The organism is Aeromicrobium camelliae (genome assembly GCF_003850045.1).
GTDB classification, from domain to species: domain Bacteria; phylum Actinomycetota; class Actinomycetes; order Propionibacteriales; family Nocardioidaceae; genus Aeromicrobium; species Aeromicrobium camelliae.
This window is the reverse complement of record NZ_RQJX01000008.1, coordinates 52,864-71,153: the sequence shown is the minus strand read 5'-3', so window position 1 is coordinate 71,153 and position 18,290 is coordinate 52,864. Positions and strand designations below refer to the sequence as shown.

16 protein-coding genes, 1 tRNA gene and 1 riboswitch are annotated in these 18,290 nt (G+C 70.1%); of the genes, 13 read left to right on the top strand and 4 right to left on the bottom strand.

Annotation, left to right across the window (positions count from 1 at the left end):
• Positions 1–94 precede the first annotated feature (94 nt).
• From topA to EHW97_RS07575, 5 genes are all read left to right on the top strand, one after another.
• Positions 95–2,791: a type I DNA topoisomerase gene (gene topA / locus EHW97_RS07595; RefSeq protein WP_124236567.1), complete on the top strand. Its 2,697-nt coding sequence runs from the start codon at positions 95–97 to the stop codon at positions 2,789–2,791.
• A gap of 65 nt (positions 2,792–2,856) precedes the next feature.
• Positions 2,857–3,564, top strand: a complete 708-nt coding sequence (aqpZ, locus tag EHW97_RS07590; protein WP_124236566.1) for an aquaporin Z — start codon at positions 2,857–2,859, stop codon at positions 3,562–3,564.
• Positions 3,565–3,629: 65 nt separating this feature from the next.
• Positions 3,630–4,274, top strand: coding sequence for a dTMP kinase (gene tmk / locus EHW97_RS07585; RefSeq protein WP_124236565.1), 645 nt, complete (start codon positions 3,630–3,632; stop codon positions 4,272–4,274).
• Entirely contained in the window at positions 4,271–5,440 is a 1,170-nt protein-coding gene (locus EHW97_RS07580; protein ID WP_124236564.1) for a DNA polymerase III subunit delta', read from the top strand. The genes tmk and EHW97_RS07580 overlap by 4 nt, the downstream gene beginning before the upstream one ends.
• Positions 5,437–6,978, top strand: coding sequence for an alpha/beta hydrolase (locus EHW97_RS07575; RefSeq protein WP_124236563.1), 1,542 nt, complete (start codon positions 5,437–5,439; stop codon positions 6,976–6,978). Before EHW97_RS07580 ends, EHW97_RS07575 begins: the two co-directional genes overlap by 4 nt.
• A 6-nt stretch (positions 6,979–6,984) precedes the next feature.
• Here the strand turns inward: EHW97_RS07575 and EHW97_RS07570 are convergent, their stop codons facing one another.
• The gene (locus EHW97_RS07570; RefSeq protein WP_124236562.1) at positions 6,985–7,275 is read right to left on the bottom strand and encodes a chorismate mutase; all 291 of its coding nucleotides are present in this window, start codon (positions 7,273–7,275) and stop codon (positions 6,985–6,987) included.
• Between the two features lie 92 nt (positions 7,276–7,367).
• Here EHW97_RS07570 and EHW97_RS07565 point away from each other — a divergent pair.
• Positions 7,368–7,443, top strand: a tRNA-Thr gene (locus EHW97_RS07565).
• A gap of 44 nt (positions 7,444–7,487) precedes the next feature.
• On the opposite strand, the gene EHW97_RS07560 is transcribed toward EHW97_RS07565, so the two are convergent.
• Together EHW97_RS07560 and EHW97_RS07555 are read right to left on the bottom strand one after the other, a co-directional pair.
• Entirely contained in the window at positions 7,488–8,675 is a 1,188-nt protein-coding gene (locus tag EHW97_RS07560; RefSeq protein ID WP_166367432.1) for an acyltransferase family protein, read from the bottom strand.
• Positions 8,676–8,707: 32 nt separating this feature from the next.
• Entirely contained in the window at positions 8,708–9,865 is a 1,158-nt protein-coding gene (locus EHW97_RS07555) for a pyridoxal phosphate-dependent aminotransferase (RefSeq protein WP_124236560.1), read from the bottom strand.
• Between the two features lie 213 nt (positions 9,866–10,078).
• On the opposite strand from EHW97_RS07555, the gene EHW97_RS07550 reads away from it, so the two are divergent.
• The 7 genes from EHW97_RS07550 (at position 10,079) to EHW97_RS07520 (ending at position 16,407) form a co-directional block, all read left to right on the top strand.
• Positions 10,079–10,732: a sortase domain-containing protein gene (locus tag EHW97_RS07550; protein WP_124236559.1), complete on the top strand. Its 654-nt coding sequence runs from the start codon at positions 10,079–10,081 to the stop codon at positions 10,730–10,732.
• A 42-nt stretch (positions 10,733–10,774) separates the two neighbouring features.
• Positions 10,775–11,419, top strand: coding sequence for an orotate phosphoribosyltransferase (gene pyrE, locus EHW97_RS07545; protein WP_124236558.1), 645 nt, complete (start codon positions 10,775–10,777; stop codon positions 11,417–11,419).
• Complete coding sequence (locus EHW97_RS07540) at positions 11,416–12,033, top strand: TrmH family RNA methyltransferase (protein ID WP_124236557.1); 618 nt, start codon at positions 11,416–11,418, stop codon at positions 12,031–12,033. The genes pyrE and EHW97_RS07540 overlap by 4 nt, the downstream gene beginning before the upstream one ends.
• Positions 12,034–12,076: 43 nt before the next feature.
• A riboswitch (cobalamin riboswitch) is annotated at positions 12,077–12,186 on the top strand.
• Positions 12,187–12,258: 72 nt separating this feature from the next.
• A complete protein-coding gene (locus tag EHW97_RS07535) occupies positions 12,259–13,359 on the top strand; it encodes a CbiQ family ECF transporter T component (RefSeq protein ID WP_124236556.1) in 1,101 nt (366 codons plus the stop codon).
• On the top strand, positions 13,356–14,948 hold the full coding sequence (locus tag EHW97_RS07530; RefSeq protein WP_124236555.1) for an ABC transporter ATP-binding protein: 1,593 nt from the start codon (positions 13,356–13,358) through the stop codon (positions 14,946–14,948). Before EHW97_RS07535 ends, EHW97_RS07530 begins: the two co-directional genes overlap by 4 nt.
• 71 nt (positions 14,949–15,019) lie before the next feature.
• Entirely contained in the window at positions 15,020–15,763 is a 744-nt protein-coding gene (locus tag EHW97_RS07525) for an ECF transporter S component (protein ID WP_124236625.1), read from the top strand.
• Positions 15,760–16,407 (top strand): hypothetical protein, encoded by a 648-nt coding sequence (locus tag EHW97_RS07520; RefSeq protein ID WP_124236554.1) that lies wholly within the window; start codon positions 15,760–15,762, stop codon positions 16,405–16,407. The genes EHW97_RS07525 and EHW97_RS07520 overlap by 4 nt, the downstream gene beginning before the upstream one ends.
• A gap of 168 nt (positions 16,408–16,575) precedes the next feature.
• On the opposite strand, the gene EHW97_RS07515 is transcribed toward EHW97_RS07520, so the two are convergent.
• Positions 16,576–18,186: a sigma-70 family RNA polymerase sigma factor gene (locus EHW97_RS07515; protein ID WP_124236553.1), complete on the bottom strand. Its 1,611-nt coding sequence runs from the start codon at positions 18,184–18,186 to the stop codon at positions 16,576–16,578.
• Positions 18,187–18,290 lie beyond the last annotated feature (104 nt).

Genomic DNA, 18,290 nt, shown 5'->3' with positions numbered 1-18,290 from the left:
TTCACCGGGCGCATGCTGCGCCGTGGAGGGTTGACAGGGCACGCTACGGTGTGCTGCGTTCCCACCATTCTCGGGATCAGTCAGGAAGTGGGTCGTGGCCAAGCTCGTCATCGTCGAGTCGCCGAACAAGGTGCGCAGCATTCAGGCGTACCTCGGCGACGACTACGTCGTGGACTCCTCTGTGGGGCACATCCGCGATCTCCCGCGTGGTGCCGACCAGGTGCCCGACAAGCACAAGGGCAAGGCGTGGGCCCGGCTCGGCGTCGACATCGAGAACGGTTTCGAACCCGTCTACGTGGTGTCGGCGGACAAGAAGTCGCAGATCACGAAGCTCAAGAAGCTGCTGAAGGACGCCGACGAACTCGTCCTGGCGACCGATGAGGACCGCGAGGGCGAGGCGATCGCCTGGCACCTGCTCGACGAGCTCAAGCCCAAGGTCCCGGTCAAGCGCATCGTCTTCAACGAGATCACCAAGGAGGCGATCCAGCGCGCGATCGCCAACCCGCGCGATGTCGACATGGATCTCGTCGACGCGCAGGAGACTCGGCGCATCCTCGACCGGCTCTACGGGTACGAGGTCAGCCCCGTCCTGTGGAAGAAGGTCATGAGCGGCCTCTCCGCGGGCCGTGTGCAGTCGGTGGCCACGCGCCTCGTCGTGGAGCGCGAGCGCGAGCGCATGGCGTTCACCGCCGCCTCCTACTGGGATCTCGAGGCCACCTTCGACGCCGGTGAGGGACACGAGCCGCGGACGTTCGGCGCCAAGCTCGCCGCGCTCGACGGCAAGCGCGTCGCCAACGGCTCGCACTTCGACAACGAGGGCCGGCTCAAGGGCAAGGGCGACGTCGCGCATCTCGACGAGGAGAAGGCGCGTGCGCTCGCCGCATCGCTCGAGGGCCGCGACTTCACGGTCCGTTCGGTCGAGTCCAAGCCGTACACCCGCCGGCCGTACGCGCCCTTCCGCACCACGACGTTGCAGCAGGAGGCCTCCCGCAAGTTCGGCTTCGGTGCCCAGCGCACCATGTCGGTCGCGCAGCGCCTCTACGAGGGCGGCTTCATCACCTACATGCGTACGGACTCCGTGACGCTCTCGCAGACCGCCATCGCCGCGGCCCGTGCGCAGGTCAAGGAGCTGTACGGCGCGTCCTACCTGCCTGACAAGCCGCGCGTCTACACCGGCAAGGTCAAGAACGCGCAGGAGGCGCACGAGGCGATTCGCCCGGCCGGCGAGTCGTTCCGCACGCCGCGGCAGACGGGCCTCTCCGGCGACGAACTGCGGCTGTACGAGCTGATCTGGAAGCGCACCGTCGCCTCCCAGATGGCTGACGCGAAGGGCGAGCAGGTCAGCATCCGCATCGGCGCGGAGGCGGCCAGCGGCGAAGATGTCGAGTTCGCGACGAGCGGGCGCACCATCACCTTCTACGGCTTCCTCAAGGCGTACGTCGAGTCGAGTGAGGACCCCGACGCCGCCGACGACGACCAGCAGACCAAGCTGCCGGTCCTCGCCGAGGGCGAGCACGTCACCGCCGCCGAGCTCGAGGCCGCAGGTCACCAGACCAAGCCTCCGGCGCGGTACACCGAGGCCAGCCTCATCAAGGAGCTGGAGGATCGCGAGATCGGTCGTCCGTCGACGTACGCGTCGATCGTCAACACGATCCAGAACCGCGGATACGTGTACAAGAAGGGCACGGCGCTGGTGCCGGCGTGGATCGCGTTCAGCGTCGTCCGGCTCATGGAGCGCCACTTCGGCCGCCTCATCCAGTACGACTTCACCGCCGAGCTCGAGGACGTCCTCGACGAGGTCTCCCACGGCCGCGAGGACCGCGTCGCGGTGCTCCAGAGCTTCTGGGCCGGCGAGGGCGAAGGCAACACGGGTCTCAAGCGGCTCGTGGACAACCTGCCCGACATCGACGCGCGCGAGATCGCCACGTTCGAGATCGGCGAGGACATCCATCTGCGGGTGGGCCGGTACGGCCCCTACCTCGAGGGCCCGCCCATGGTCACCGGCAAGGACGGCACGGAGCAGCCCACGCGGGCGAACGTGCCCGAGGACCTGCCGCCGGACGAGCTGACGCTCGAGAAGGCCAAGGAGCTGCTGGCCAACCCGGCCGGTGCGGAGCGCGAGCTCGGCACGCACCCCGAGACCGGGCTCCCGATCGTCGTCAAGAACGGTCGCTACGGCCCGTACGTGACCGAGGTGCTGCCCGAGGACGCGCCGAAGAGCCAGAAGCCGCGCACCGCGAGCCTGTTCAATTCCATGAGCCTCGACACCGTCACGCTCGAGGACGCCGTCCAGCTGTTGACCCTTCCCCGGATCGTCGGCACGGACACCGACGGCATGGAGATCACGGCGCAGAACGGCCGCTACGGTCCCTACCTCAAGAAGGGCACGGATTCGCGGTCGCTGGAGTCGGAGGAGCAGCTGTTCACGCTCACCGAGGAGCAGGCGCGGGCGATCTATGCGCAGCCGAAGACCTTCGGTCGCCGCGCCGCCAAGCCCCCGCTCAAGGAGCTCGGCGAGGACCCGGTCAGCGGTAAGCCGATCGTCGCGAAGGACGGCCGGTTCGGTCCCTACGTGACTGACGGCGAGTACAACGCGACGCTGCGCAAGGACGACGACATCGAGACGCTCACCCACGAGCGGGCGGTCGAGCTGCTGGCGGAGCGGCGGGCCAAGGGCCCGGCGAAGAAGGGCGCCAAGAAGACGGCCAAGAAGTCGACGGCGAAGAAGAGCGCCACGAAGAAGTCGACGGCGAAGAAGAGCGCCACGAAGTCGACCGCCAAGAAGTCCTGACGCGCCGCAGATGCCGCGGTGCGTCAATACCGGGTGAGTCCGGGACGCGGACCTACTCTCGTGTCATGCCAGAACTCACTCCGGTTCACAGCACCGCGCAGAAGCTCGGCGCTGAGGCACTCGGTACTTTCTGGCTCGTCTTGGGGGGCTGCGGCACTGCGATCTTCGCCGGCGAATACGTCGGCTTCGTCGGTGTCGCGCTGGCGTTCGGTCTCACCGTGCTCACGGGGGCCTACGCCTTCGGTCCCGTCTCCGGCGGCCACTTCAATCCTGCCGTGTCCGTCGGCCTCGCCGTCGCGCGTCGCTTCGCGTGGAAGGAGCTGCCGGGGTACGTCGTCGCGCAGCTCATCGGCGCGACGATCGCCGGGGCCGTGCTGCTGCTCATCGCCTCGGGCGTCAGCGGTTTCACGACTGCGGACGGCTTCGCGACGAACGGCTATGGCGATCATTCCCCGGCGGGGTACAACCTCACGTCGGTGATCGTCGCGGAGGTCCTCCTGACCGCCTTCTTCCTCTTCGTCATCCTCGGTGCCTCGGCCAAGCGTGCGGCGGTCGGTTTCTCCGGCCTCGTCATCGGCCTGGCGCTGACCCTCATCCACCTCATCAGCATCCCGATCAGCAACACCTCGGTGAACCCCGCGCGGTCGCTCGGCGTCGCCTGGTTCGCCGGGGCGGAACCGCTCAGCCAGGTGTGGGTCTTCATCCTGGCGCCGCTCATCGGTGCGGCGATCGCCGGCTTCTCGTACGCCTTCCTGCTCGGTGACGACGACTGACCGTTCTCCACAACCGGATGCCCTGAGCGGGGCCTTCGTGGGCGGGCCCCATTAGGCTCGCTGTCATGGAGGCCTCGCTCTACACCGAGACCGGTGTGTTCATCGCGTTCGAAGGCGGCGAGGGGTCCGGCAAATCCACCCAGGCGCGGCTGCTCGCGGCATGGCTCGAAGAACACGGCCACGCGGTCGTGCTCACCCGCGAGCCGGGCGGCACCGCCGTGGGGCAGCGCCTGCGCGACATCGTCCTCGATCCCGCGACCGGCGACCTCTCGCCTCGGGCCGAGGCGCTCATGTACATCGCCGACAAGGCCGAGCACGTCGATCACGTGGTGCTCCCGGCTCTGGCTGAGGGCAAGGTGGTCATCACCGACCGCTACGTCGATTCCACGTTGGCGTATCAAGGCGCCGGCCGAGCGCTGCGAGCCGTTGAGCTCGAACCCATCGCGCGGTGGGCCACATCCGGTCTGCGGCCCCACCTCACCGTCGTCCTCGACATCGACCCCGTCCTCGGGCTGAAGCGCGCGGGTGCGCCCGATCGCATCGAGCGCGAGCCGCTGGATTTCCATCGCCGGGTGCGCGAGCACTTCGTCGAGCTCGCCGCCGCCGACCCGGGCCACTACGCGGTGGTCGCCGCCGACCAGGACCCTCAGGACATCCACGCCGCGATTCAGCAGGCCATCGCGCCCTGGCTGGTGCAGGTCAGCGCATGACCGCCGTGCTCTCGGGCGTCTGGGCCGATCTGGTCGGCCAGGACACCGTCGTCGCCTCGCTGCGCGACGCCGTCGATGCCGCCTCCTCGGCCGCCGGCACGCGCGAGCGCGGCATGACGCACGCGTGGCTCTTCACCGGTCCTCCCGGCTCTGGCCGGTCCAACGCGGCGGTCGCGTTCGCCGCTGCCCTGCAGTGCGAACGCGGCGGTTGCGGTACGTGCCAGTCGTGCACCACCGCGCGGGCCGGCAGCCATCCGGACATCACGGTGCTCAACACCGACGGTCTCTCGATCGGCGTCGCCGAGGCCCGCGAGATCGTCCGCACGGCCGCGTTGCGTCCGGCGGTCGGCCGCTGGCAGGTCATCGTCGTCGAGGACGCCGACCGGTTGACCGACCAGGCGGCCAACGCGCTGCTCAAGGCCGTCGAGGAGCCCTCGCCGTACACGGTCTGGATGCTGTGCGCCCCGGCCGTCGAAGACGTCATCACCACGATCCGCTCGCGATGCCGGCCGGTACTCCTGCGCACGCCCTCGGTCGAGGCCATCACTCGCCTGCTCGTCGAGCGCGACGGCATCGACGAGGCCGACGCACGCGCGGCGGCGGCCGCCTCGCAAGGGCACATCGGGCGCGCTCGGGGCCTGGCTCGCGACCCTGAGGCCCGGCGCCGGCGCGCCGACATCCTCGGACTCCCGCACTCGCTGCGCACCCTGGGCGACTGCCTGCGAGCGGCCAAGCGCATCGACGACGAGGCCACCGCCCGCGCCAACGCCTACTGCGATGTCGCCGACGAGCGCGAGAAGGCTGATCTCAAGGCCTCCTGGGGGGTCGAGGACCGCGGCAAGCGGCCCGCGGGATACGCCGGGGCGCTGTCGTCGCTCACCAAGGAGCAGGAGCGCCGTCGCAAGCGCATGGCGCGCGACAGCATCGACGGGGTCCTCCTCGATCTGCTCTCCTTCCTGCGCGACGTGATGGCCGTGCAGTTGGGCGCGGGCCAGCACCCGATCAATGCGGACGTCGCCGACGACGTCGCGGCGATGGCGCGCGACCGCAGCCCGGAGTCGATCGTGGAGGCGATCGATGCCGTCGTCCACTGTCGCGAGGCACTCGAGGCCAACGCCGCGCCCCTGCTCGCTGTCGAACACATGATGACGAGGTTCCTGCCGTGAAACGTTCCGTCGCCGTGGGGGTGGGCGTCGCCGTCGTCGCCCTCGCCCTGACCATCGCCGCCGCCCTCGGCGTCGCCAGCCTCCTGCGCGACGACGCCCCTGAGGCCACTCGTTCCGAGCCGACCGGCGAGCAGGCCCCGGAGGGCCTTGAGGACTTCTACGCACAGCGCGTCGAGTGGCGCGACTGCGATGGCGGGGCGCAGTGCGGCACGGTCGAGGTGCCGGTCGACTACGACGATCCCGACGGCGAGACGGTCGAGCTGGCCATGCGCAAGGTGCCGGCCACCGGCTCTGCGCAGAGCACGTTGTTCGTCAACCCCGGAGGGCCGGGAGGCTCAGCGCAGGAGTTCGCCGACTACCTCAGCTCGATGCTGGGCCGCGAGGTCCGCGAGCGCTACGACGTCGTCGGTGTCGACCCCCGCGGGGTGGGCGAGAGCACCCCGTTGCAGTGCCTCGACGACGCCGATTTCGGCGAGTTCATCGCGCTCGACCCCGATCCGGAGACGCCCGATGAGGTGGACGCCGTCCGCGAGGGGATCGTCGAGATGGGCGAGGCGTGCGCCGCTAACTCCGGCGACCTCGCCGCCCACGTGTCGACCGAAGAGGTCGCCCGCGACCACGACATCGTGCGAGCCGTGCTGGGCGAGGACGAGCTCAACTGGTTCGGCGCCTCGTACGGCACCCAGCTCGGTGCCACGTACGCCGACCTGTTCCCCGAGAAGGTCGGGCGGATGGTGCTCGACGGAGGTCTCGATCCCAGCCTCGACTCGATCGAGCAGTCCCTCGGTCAGGCGCAGGGGTTCCAGCTCGCGCTCGAGTCCTACATCGACGATTGCGTCGCCAAGGGCTGCGTGCTCGGCGAGACCCGGCAGGAGGCGCTCGACACTGTCGCCGCCTTCATGCAGCGGCTGGAGCAGGAACCGATGGTCACCGAGAGCGGCCGCGAGCTGACCGAGGGGCTGGCGTTCTACGGCGTGGCGGTGACGCTCTACGCGCAGCAGTCGTGGTCCTACCTCACCGCGGCCTTCGAGGCGGCGCTGCAGGAGGACGACCCGTCGATCTTCCTGCAGCTCGCCGACATCTACTTCGACCGCAACAACCAGGGCCAGTTCATCAGCAACTCGGGTCAGGTCATCTACGCGGTCAACTGCCTCGACGGCGCTCCCGAACTCTCGCCGGAGGAGCTGGAACGTGACGTCCTCCCGCGCTTCCGCCAGGCGTCGCCGATCTTCGGGGGAGCGCTCGGTTGGGGCGTGCTGGCGTGCGCCGACTGGCCGATCGAGTCGAGCACACCGCAGGGGCCGGTGACGGCGGAGGGCGCCGCGCCGATCGTCGTCGTCGGCACGACGCGCGACCCGGCCACGCCGTACGCGTGGTCGGAGGCGCTCGCGGCGCAGTTGGAGTCCGGCGTGCTCGTCACCCGCGAGGGCGACGGTCACACCGGCTACGGCATGGGCAACGCGTGCGTCGATGAGGCGATCGACGCGTATCTCGTCGACGGCACGGTGCCCGAGGACGGGCTCGTCTGCGGCGAGTAAGGCGGGTCAGTCGCGGGCGATGGCCTCGTGGTGGTGGATGACCTCGTCGATGATGAACGTCAGGAACTTCTCCGCGAACGCCGGATCGAGGTCGGCCTCCTCCGCCTTCGCGCGCAGGCGCGCGATCTGGCGGGCCTCCCGGTCCGGATCGGCGGGCGGCAGATGGTGCTCGGCCTTGAGCTTGCCGACCCGCTTCGTGCACTTGAAGCGCTCCGCGAGGAGGTGCACCAGGGCGGCGTCGATGTTGTCGATGCTGGCGCGGATCTCTTCGAGCTCGGCGCGGATGTCGTCGTCCACCCCGCGATTCTACGAAGGCCCCCCTCGATTCGATCCGGCGCGGGTCGCCAGGTAGACTCCCTGTGGTTCGACGGGCGATCCTCGTCGACCGCGCCGCCTTAGCTCAGTCGGTAGAGCATCTCACTCGTAATGAGAAGGTCGTCGGTTCGATTCCGACAGGCGGCTCCACTCTTCGACAGCGCCGGTCCTTGAACCCGGCGCTTTTTTCATGCTCAGGCGCCGCGGTGCGACGACTCGACGAGCTCGTCGGAGCGTCGCACGGGATCGCCCTGGCGCGCGGACTCGGTGCGGAACCAGACCCCGACGCGCTTGGCGAGGCGGTGCGACGGGCGTTCCACCAGTCGGTAGAACGCGGCCGAGGCCGGGATGGCGACCGCGAGCGCGATCGGGAGGACGAGCGGCCCCCGCCCCGGGCCGAGCAGCTCGGCAGTCGCGATGACGATCGGCTCGTGGATGAGGTAGAGGCTGAACGAGATGCCGCCCAGCCACACCACGGGACGCAGCTCGAGCATCCGCACGAGCGGGCGAGCGTGCACGGCCGCGGCGACGAGCACCGCGGCGCCCAGCACGACGAGCGCTCCGGTCAGGGCCGTGGCGCCCGCCGACGGAGCCACCGCGGGCGCGAGGCTCCACCGGCTACTGATCAGCAGCAGCCCGCCCACCGCCGCGACGGTCCAACCCCAGCGGGCACGTCGCGACGTGCGCGGGGTGGTGGTCACGAGATCGGACAGTGCGACGCCGACGCCGAACATCGGCAGGTAGGTGAGCCAACCGTCGCCGGCGTAGTACCCGACACTCGACGCGGCGATGCACAGTCCCGCGAGCAGTAGCGGCGTCCGGCGCAGCGCCACCGCCGCGACCATGTAGAGCGGCAGCAGCATCGAGAAGATGACCTCCCACTGCAGCGACCACAGCGGGCTGATGAGCCGGGACGGCCCGAAGACGAGGGTGAGGTCGTGGATGACGCCGGTCAGCGACGGGCCGGTGGGCCGTTGCGCGATCCACGGTCCGAGGGAGCCGTTGCCGGTCCGCGGGAACGCTGAGGCAACCGCGACGCCGAAGGCCACGGCGGCGACCACCGGAAGGTACAGGCGCGCGAGCCGCTCGGGGAAGTACCCGCCCCAGTCGAAGCGCGGGCTGCGGGCCTTGAGGCCGAGCACGAGACCCGAGAGCACGAAGAACACGACGACGGCCTCGCCGCCGGCCCACAGCAGGTGCAGCGGGGTGTAGCTGAGCCACCAGGCCGGCGAGCCTTCGGTCGTGGCCTCGTAGGGTGCGAAGTACGGCGTCGCCAGTGCGGGGATGGTGAGGACCGCGTGGTGCACGACGACAACGAGGGCTGCGAGTCCACGAAGTCCGTCGAGCGACCGCAGGCGCGGCGTCGTCTGGGGCTCGGGCACGCGCTCCATCCTGGCACGGCAGGGGAAACTTCTCAGTTCACGAGGCGTTGCAGGCGGTGGACAGCCTCGTCGAGGACCTCCGGGCGTTTGCAGAACGCCCAGCGTACGAGCGGTCGCCCGGCCGCTCGATCGTCATAGAACACCTCGTGCGGGACGGCGACGACACCGGCGAGCTCGGGAAGTCGCCGACAGAAGTCCAGCCCGTCCTCGAAGCCGAGCGGTCGGACGTCGGTCGTGGCGAAGTACGTGCCTTCAGGGACGTAGACCTCGAAGCCGACCGACGCGAGCCCCTCGCACAGCTGGTCGCGCTGGCGCTGGAGCCGTGCGCGGAACTCGTCGAAGTAGCTCGCGTCCTGACCGAGCGCGAGCGCAGCCGCCGGCTGCAGCGGGGCGCCCGAGGTGTAGGAGAGGAACTGCTTGACGCCCATGACGGAACGGACGAGGTCCGCGGGGCCCGTGGCCCAACCGATCTTCCATCCCGTGAGCGAGAAGCTCTTGCCGATGCTGGAGATCGTGATGGTGCGTTCGCGCATGCCGGGCAGGGTGGCGATGGGGATGTGCGGGGCGCCGAAGGTCAGGTGCTCGTACACCTCGTCGCTGATGACGACGAGGTCGCGGTCGCGGGCGAGCTGCGCGATCGCCTCGAGTTCCTCACGCCGCAGCACCGCCCCGGTCGGGTTGTGCGGGGTGTTCAGCAGGATCGCGGTGGTGCGGTCGGTGACGGCCGCGCGCAACTCGTCGATGGGCAGGCGGAAGTCCGGTGCGCGCAGCGTCACGGGGACGCGTGTCCCGCCCGCCATCTGGATCATCGCCACATACGAGTCGTAGTACGGCTCGAGCGCGATGACCTCGTCGCCGGGATCGACGAGGCCGAGGAGCGCTGCCGCGATCGCTTCGGTGGCTCCCGTCGTCACCACGATCTCTCGCTCGGGGTCCAGTTCCACGTCGTACCAACGGCGCTGATGCTCGGCGATCGCTTCGCGCAGGGCGGGGATGCCGAGGCCGGGCGCGTACTGGTGGTGCCCGCCGTCGCGCACCGTGAGGGCGGCCGCCTCGATGACCGGGGCCGGACCGTCAGTGTCGGGGAAGCCCTGGCCGAGGTTGATCGCGCCGGTGCGCAGCGCGAGAGCGCTCATCTCGGCGAAGATCGTGGTGCCGAGACCGTCGAGCCGCGCGCTGGAAGCCTTCACTGACGCGACGATAGTCGAACCGGCGGAGAAAAGAGGTCGGCCCGCCGTTCTCGGGGGGTGAAACGGCGGGCCGTCGGCAGCTGCGAGTCGTCCTCTTTGCTGCGGCTCTATGGTATCCCGGCCGCGACGACGGGGGCAAGGAGATTGAAGAAAAAATTTCTTGAACTTTGCGGTCTCTCGTCAGACCGCGGGAAGCAATGGAACACTAGGGGCGTGAGTACGGACGTGAAGCCCCGCAGATCGGGTCGAGTGCTCGGTGCCCTGGGTCTGGCGCTGATCCTCGCCGGCCTCGCCGTGCTCGGGTATGTGGGCTGGCAGTACTTCGGCACCACGTACATGGCGAAGCGTGAGCACGCTGCGATCATCCAGCAGTGGGAGCGCGGCGAGGAGGTCGTCCACGGCGAGGGCCTGCTCCGCGTGCCGCGGTTCGGCGAGGACTACGTCGTCCCGATCCTGCTCGGCTTCGACGACCCCACCTTCGCCAAGGGCGTCGGCATGTATCCCGAGGGCGCGCGGCCTGGTGAGGTCGGCAACCTCGTCCTCGCCGCGCACCGCGTCACCCACGGCGAACCGTTCCGCAAGTTCCCCGACCTCAAGCCCGGCGATGAGGTCATCATCGAGACGCGTACCGACATCTACACCTACAAGCTGCGCACCGACGGCAACTCGATCCGCGTCGACTTCCGCACCACCTGGCCGTTGCAGCCCGTGCCCGATCCCGAGGCCGAAGGCCAGGAGCCGACCGAGAAACTCCTCACCCTGCTGACCTGCTCGGAGCTGTTCCATACCGACGACCGCAGCGTCGCGATCGGCGAGTTGGTCAATGTGCAGGCCAAGAGCGGGGTCTCCAAGTCGACGCCCGATTGAGCGGCCGTCGGCACGGCGACGCGACGCCCTAGGCTGATCGGCATGCACGACTACCAGCGCGAGTTCATCGCGTTCGCGATCGAGCACGACGTCCTGCGCTTCGGTGAGTTCACACTGAAGTCCGGTCGCGTCTCGCCGTACTTCTTCAACGCCGGCAGCTTCGACACGGGGGCTCGGCTGGCGGCGCTCGGGCGCTTCTACGCCGCGACGATCGATGCGAGCGGCATCGACTTCGACGTCGTCCTCGGTCCGGCCTACAAGGGCATCCCGCTGGCCGCGGCCGCGACGATCCAGCTGGCCGACGCGTTCGGCCGCGACGTCCCCTGGGCGTTCAACCGCAAGGAGGCGAAGGACCACGGCGAGGGCGGCATCTTCGTCGGCGCGCCGGTTCAGGGACGGGTGCTCATCATCGACGACGTCGTGACCGCCGGCACCGCGGTCCGCGAGATCCTCGACCTCATCGACGGCGCTGGGGCCGCTGCGGCGGGTGTCGTCGTGGCGATCGACCGGCAGGAACGGGGCACGGGCGACGTCTCCGCGATCGAGCAGATCGAGCGCGAGCGGGGCGTTCCGGTGCGGGCGATCGTCACCCTCGACGACGTCATCGCCTACCTGGAGGAGACCGGGCGGTTCGCCGAGCGGCTCCCCGCGATGCGTGCGTACCGCGAGAGCTACGGCGTGGCGTGAGCGAGGCCGAGGAGGTCGGCGTCGGGCCGTGGGAGGGCCCCTGGCCGGACGACCCCCGATACGACCCCGACTTGCTGCGTGAGGGGGACCGGCGCAACGTCGTCGACCGATACCGCTACTGGCGCGTCGAGGCGATCGTCGCCGATCTGGACACTCGCCGTCACCGCTTCCACGTGGCGATCGAGAACTGGCAGCACGACTTCAACATCGGATCCATCGTCCGTACCGCGAACGCGTTCGCGGCCGCGGAGGTGCACATCGTCGGCAAGCGGCGATGGAACCGGCGCGGCGCGATGGTGACCGACCGGTACCAGCACATCCGGCACCACGAGGACGTCGAGGCGTTCGCCGCCTGGGCGCACGGGGCCGGTCTGCCGATCCTGGCGATCGACAACCTGCCCGGCTCCACTCCGCTCGAGACCGCGAGCTTGCCGGAAGCCTGCGTGCTGGTCTTCGGCCAGGAAGGTCCGGGCATCACCGAGCCGATGCGGCAGGCGAGTGATCGCACGCTCTCGATCGCGCAGTTCGGCTCGACCCGGTCGATCAACGCGGGCGCCGCGGCCGCGATCGCGATGCACGCCTGGGTCCGCCAGCACGCCGAGATCACCGCGTGAGGGCAGGGCGTTCGCCACGCCGACGCCTATACTCGTGATGTTCATCCCTTGAACCACATCTCGTCGCGGGAAAGCCGGTCGGAGTCCGGCACTGTCGCGCAGCCGTGGGCCTTCGGGCGAGTCGGAAGACCGGGCGAGATGCGTCGTCACGTCACACTGTCGCGTGCTGCAGTGGAGTGACCGCCCGCCGGCGGCCACCCTCGGCCGCACGCCGGAAGGGCACTGATGGTCAGCACTGAGGCGCCGGCCCGGGTCCAGCGAGGACCCCTGCCGCGCGACCTCCACCCGGGTGCCTGGTGGGGGTGGGCGCTGGCCCTCGCCGCCGCCGCGTCGGCGACCACCAATCCCGTCGTGCTGCTGCTCGTGATCGCGGTCGCCTGGCTCGTCGTAGTCAGCCGTCGCAGCGAGGCCCCCTGGGCCCGAGCCTTCCGGTTCTTCCTGTGGTTCGGCCTCGTCATCGTCGTCCTGCGCGTCGCGTATCGGATCGTCTTCGGCGGCGGCTCGACCCCCGACGACGTGGTGCTGCTCTCCTTGCCGGAGATCCCGCTGCCCGACATCGTCCGTGGCGTCCGCCTGTTCGGCGACGTCACGCTGTCCTCGGTGCTCGCCGGCCTGTACGACGGTCTGCGGCTCGCCGCCGTCATCATCTGCATCGGTGCCGCCAACGCACTGGCCAACCCGCAACGCCTGCTCACGTCGATCCCGCCGGCGCTGTACGAGGTCGGCACCGCGCTCGTCGTCGCGTTGGCTGTGTTCCCCCAGCTCGCCGAGAGCGTGCAACGGGTCCGCCGCGCCCGCCGGCTGCGCGGCGAACCGAGTGCCGGAGTGGGAGCGCTGCGGCGCGTCGTCGTGCCGGTGCTCGAGGACGCGTTGGAACGTTCCATGACCCTCGCCGCCGGCATGGACGCGCGCGGGTACGGACGCAGCGGCGGAGTTCCTCGTCGCGACCGCGCCGTCACCGGAGTCCTCATGCTCGCCGGCCTGTTCGGCCTCTGCGTGGGCACCTACGCCTTCCTCGACCAGACCGCCCCCCGATTGCTCGCGTGGCCGATGCTCGCCGTCGGCGTACTGCTCGCGGCGCTCGGTTTCCACCGTGCCGGCCGCCGCGTCCACCGCACCCGGCACCGGCCTGATCCCTGGCGCTCCGCCGAGTGGCTGACCGTCGGCTGCGGTCTGGCGGCCGCCGTCCTGATGCAGTTCGTCGCGCCGGCCGCGGCGTTCCCGTCGCTCACCGGCGCACCGAAGGTCTCGCTCCTCGCGATCGCGGCCGTCCTCGTGGCGGCCGTTCCGGCGTTCGCGACTCCAGAACCGAGGCCGATGCGATGATCGACCTGCGCCACGTCACGTTCGCCTACGACGGCGAGTCCTCCGCGACCCTCCACCACGTCGACCTGCACATCCCCGAGGGTGAGCTGGCGCTCGTCGCCGGCCGTACCGGCTCAGGCAAGTCCACGCTGCTCGGCATGCTCAACGGGCTCGTCCCGCACTTCACCGGAGGTGTGCTCCGCGGTGACGTGCGGATCGCCGGTGAGTCCATCGTGGGTCGCCCGCCGCGCGAGCTCGCGCACCTCGTCGGCTACGTCGGACAGGACCCCGCGGCCGGCTTCGTGACGCACACGGTCGAGGAGGAGCTCGCCTACGGCATGGAGCAGCTCGGTCTCCCGCCGAGCACGATGCGCCGCCGCGTGGAGGAGACCCTCGACCTGCTCGGGATGGCGGACCTGCGCGAACGAGCGCTGCGCACGCTCTCGGGCGGTCAGCAGCAGCGGGTCGCGATCGGCTCTGTCCTCACGATGCACCCGCGAGTCCTGGTGCTGGACGAGCCCACCTCGGCTCTCGATCCCACCGCCGCCGAGGACGTCCTGGCCACGATCGCCCGGCTCGTCGACGACCTCGCGCTCACCGTCGTGCTGGCCGAGCATCGCATGGAGCGCGTTATCCCCTTCGCCGATCAGCTCGTGATCGTCGAGGACGGCACGGTGCGCAGCGGACCGCCCGCGGACCTGCTCGCGGACTCTCCCGTCGCCCCGCCGCTCATCGAACTCGGCCGCCTCGCGGGATGGGACCCGTTGCCGCTTTCGGTGCGTGAAGCGCGTCGGCACGTGCGTACCGAACCGTTCGTGCTCACCGCGCCGCCGCGACGGGCCGAGCCGGCCGGAGCGTCGCTGCTCGAGGCTGAGGGCATCACCGTCGCCTACGGAGCGACCCGGGCCGTGGACGACGTCGATATCGCGCTGCGAGCCGGGGAGGTCCTCGTCGTCATGGGCCGCAACGGATCGGGCAAGTCCTCGCTGTTGTGGGCGATCCAGGGCACCGGCTCGCGCCGCTCCGGCCGCGTGCGCGTCGGAGTCGACGGCGTGGATCCCGCCGAGGTCACGGCGGACGAGGCGCGGATGCTCGTCGGCCTCGTGCCGCAGACGGCGGCCGACCTGCTGTACCTCGAGACCGTGACCGACGAATGCGCTGCCGCGGACGCGCAGGCTGGCGCGCCTACCGGGACCTGCCGCGAGCTGCTCAACCGGCTCGCTCCCGGCATCGACAGCACTCACCACCCGCGCGATCTGTCCGAGGGACAACGCCTCGCGCTCGTACTCGCGATCGTGCTGACCGCACGGCCTCGCGTCATCGCACTCGATGAGCCCACTCGCGGCCTCGACTACCGCGCCAAGGCCGAACTCGCCGACGTGCTGCGCGGTCTCGCCGAGGACGGGCACGGCATCATCCTGTCGACGCACGATGTGGAGTTCGCGGCGACGGTGGCGGACACCGTCGCCGTCATGGCCGACGGTGAGGTGGTGTCGCGCGGTCCCGTCGAGCGGGTGCTGGCCGAGTCCCCGGCCTTCGCGCCGCAGGTGTCCAAGGTCCTCGGGCCGCAGTGGCTCACGGTGGGACAGGTGGAGAGGACGCTGCTGTGAGCGTGCCCGCCGCCGTTCCCGTCACGCGCCGCTCGGCACTCGTGCTGACGCTGGCCTCGGTCGCGGGACTCATGATGTTCCTCTGGCCGCTGCTCGTGCAGCCCGGCTCCGACGGTCAACGCGTCGATCAGCCGTTCATCCTCATGGTGCTCCTGCCGGTCGTCGCCCTGGTCGTCCTGGCCGAGCTCTCCGAGGGCGGCATGGACTCCAAGGCGCTCGCGATCCTCGGGGTGCTGACCGCGATCAACGCCGCCCTGCGCGGACTCGGCGCCGGGACCGCCGGCATCGAGCTGGTCTTCTTCCTGCTGATCCTCGCCGGCCGGGTCTTCGGGCCGGGCTTCGGCTACGTGCTCGGGTGCACGACGATGTTCGCGTCCGCCCTGCTCACTTCCGGAGTGGGGCCGTGGCTGCCGTTCCAGATGCTCTGCTCGGCGTGGATCGGGATGGGGGCCGGGCTGCTACCGCGGCGGGCCAGCGGTCGCGCCGAGATCGCGATGCTCGCGGTCTACGGCGTCTTCTGCGCGTATCTGTTCGGCATGCTGATGAACCTGTCCTCGTGGCCGTTCCTCATCGGCGTCGACAGCGGAACGCTGTCGTTCGTGCCGGGGGACCCGGTCCTGGAGAACCTGCAACGGTTCCTCGTGTACACCCTGCTGACGTCGACGGCCGGCTGGGACACTGGTCGAGCCATCACGAACACCCTGCTCATCGTCATCCTCGGGCCCGCCATCCTCACCACCTTGCGCCGCGCGGCGCGACGGGCCCGTTATCTCCCGCCGGCCGAGCCGGCGCCCGAAAGGAGACCTCACTCGTGAATCGTCTGCTCGCCGCCCTGGCCCTCGTGCTGTCCGGCCTCGTCGTCACGGCTCAGCCGGCGGCTGCGCACGGCCAGTGCGAAGGACCCTCGGACATCCCGATCCTCGTCGAGTACGGCTCGCTCGCCGGCGCACCCACCACGGTCTGCGCCCAGGGCGCCGCCGGCATGCGCGCGCTCGACGCCCTGTCGATGGCGGGCATCGAGATCGAGGGGACCGCCGAGTACGGCGACAGCGTCGTCTGCCGCGTCAACGGCCTCCCCGACGAGGAGGCGGAGCCGTGCACCGGCATGCCCGCCGCCGACGCCTACTGGGCCTTCTACATGGCCACCGACGGCGCGCCCTGGCAGTACGCCCAGTCCGGCGTGTCCGAGCAGGTGCTCGAGGAGGGCGACTTCGTCGCGTTGAGCTTCCAGGAGGGCGGCGAGAGCCTGCCCACCGTGGCCGCCGACGCGCAGCTGCGCGCCGACGCCCACGCGCCGGCCTCCGACGCCAACGCGGCCGACGATCCGGAGGCTCACGAGACGGCGGACGAGGCGGATGACGGCGGAGCCGACCTCGGCCTCGTCATCGGCATCATCGTCCTGCTCGCCGTCATCGGAGCAGCGGCCGTCATCCTCGCCCGCCGCCGACCGTCCGCCTGAGCCGACGGGACTTCACCACTCGCCTCAGGAGTCAGGGTCATTGCAGCGATAGCGCAGGTAGAGCCACGACACCACGAGCAGATTGAGCGCGAGCAGCACGACGATCCCTATGAAGAATCCGGTCGTGGTGGTGAGACGGACATGGACGGGCCATCTCGCGTGGATCGGTCAGAACGCCGCCGACGAGGTCGCGCCGGGAACCCCGACCGGAGACAGACGGGCGACACCCCTGGGCGCCTTGCCTGATTCCAGGGACGACAAATGCGCCGACAACGGCTCGATCGGCTGGCCGGGCACCCACGTGGTGTGGCATGCCATCTCGACGAACTGGTAGGGCGGACTCTGCGCGTCGCATCGCCAGCTCGTCGATGCCAGCGTTGTGAAAACGGTGAGCTGATCCATCCGAAACGACACCGCCAGAGTCACGGGTTCCAGGTGTCCGGTGTACGTCCCTGTGGGGCTGAGCGTCAATCTCCATTCGCTGGAGCCCGGAGCCGACGAGCGCAGGGTTGCGGACTCGAAGGCGAGCGTTCTGATCACACCGGGCCGCGGTTCAGGCTCGTTCCCACCTCCGGGGGCGGGCGCCGTGGGACGGGGCTGGGGGCTCTGGGCGGATGCGCGGCCTGCGGGAGCAGCGCGCTCGACGGGGGGCTGTGCAGTGCGGACCGGGCGCGAGGCGAGCTCAGGGGCGGTTGCGTCGGGTTCGCTCCGCGGGGATGCAGCTGCGAGATCGTCTCCCGTCAGTTCCGGCCACGACGGTTCACTGCCCCTCGGCGGAGCCTCGTCGAGGCCTTCTGCCCCAGGAGGTGCCGCATCGGCTTCGATCGGCACCGTGGGTGCCAGCGCAGTGACGGCCGCAACGACGATGACTGCGATGACCGCGCCCACGCCGATCATGAGATGGGAGCGTTTCGTCAGCACTCGCTTAGCTCTGGGGGCGCGTCGCGGGGTGCGCCCGGGCGCACCGCCGACAGCGTCCGCGGCGACCAAGCCCTTCGGCCACAACTCCGGTCGCAAGACAGTGAAGCCGGTCACCGCGAGCGGCCAGAACCAGATGCCGAGCCGGGTGTTCACCTCGACAAGTGACCCGTGCTCGAGGAGACACGCATTGCACGAGTCGAGATGGCGGCGCACCCTGTCCTGCGCCGCGTCGCTCAGACCGCCTCGGACGAATGAGCTGAGTCGTTCGCGCGTCCACCGGCATGTGCGTGTCGCGGCGGCCGTCAGGTGGCGGTCGAGATAGCTGCGGCGCAAGCCCTCGCGCGCCCGGTAGGCGAGGGCCGAGACGCGTGGCGCCGGCATCCCGAGCCGGAGCGCGACCTCAGCGGGTTTTCGTCCCTCGACCTCCAAGTACCAGAGCACCTCGCGCCAGCGCTCTGGCAGTGCGGAGAGCGCTTGCCCGGCCCGTTCCAGGTCGATCGGATCGAGCAGTTCCACCTCGGTCGCATCGTCGAGTAGCCAGGGCCGGTCGGAGACGGGTAGTTCGCGTCTTCGCGCGCGCGATTGATCGACGTGCAGATGCCGCACGGTGGTGGCGAGGTAACCGGCCACGTTATCGAGCGGGCCCCTGCCTGCACGTATCGTGTCGAAGACCCGGGAGAACGCCTCGGCCACGAGATCGTCCCCGCGATCGGGATCGAGAGCGTAGGCGAGGCGCCGCATCGATGGGCCATGCCGGCGGTAGAGGGCTTCCATGGCGCCCGCGTCCCCGGCGCGCAGGGCTTCCACCAGGTCGCGGTCCTCGACGAGGCCGTCGCGGAGGCCCCAGGGTTCGGTCATGTCCGATCTCCAGGTAGGAAAGAAGGTGCGCACGCCGACGGTGGACGCTTTCCCGTGGCGCCGTACCACGGTAGCTCTGGGCGGACCGCCATGAGTATAACTTA

Excerpts from the sequence above, each read along its gene's own strand:
- aqpZ (WP_124236566.1), top strand. The coding sequence starts at position 2,857 with ATGCCAGAACTCACTCCGGTTCACAGCACCGCGCAGAAGCTCGGCGCT.
- tmk (WP_124236565.1), top strand. The coding sequence starts at position 3,630 with ATGGAGGCCTCGCTCTACACCGAGACCGGTGTGTTCATCGCGTTCGAA.
- EHW97_RS07580 (WP_124236564.1), top strand. The coding sequence starts at position 4,271 with ATGACCGCCGTGCTCTCGGGCGTCTGGGCCGATCTGGTCGGCCAGGAC.
- pyrE (WP_124236558.1), top strand. The coding sequence starts at position 10,775 with ATGCACGACTACCAGCGCGAGTTCATCGCGTTCGCGATCGAGCACGAC.
- EHW97_RS07535 (WP_124236556.1), top strand. The coding sequence starts at position 12,259 with ATGGTCAGCACTGAGGCGCCGGCCCGGGTCCAGCGAGGACCCCTGCCG.
- EHW97_RS07530 (WP_124236555.1), top strand. The coding sequence starts at position 13,356 with ATGATCGACCTGCGCCACGTCACGTTCGCCTACGACGGCGAGTCCTCC.
- EHW97_RS07525 (WP_124236625.1), top strand. The coding sequence starts at position 15,020 with ATGATGTTCCTCTGGCCGCTGCTCGTGCAGCCCGGCTCCGACGGTCAA.
- EHW97_RS07515 (WP_124236553.1), bottom strand. The coding sequence starts at position 18,186 with ATGACCGAACCCTGGGGCCTCCGCGACGGCCTCGTCGAGGACCGCGAC.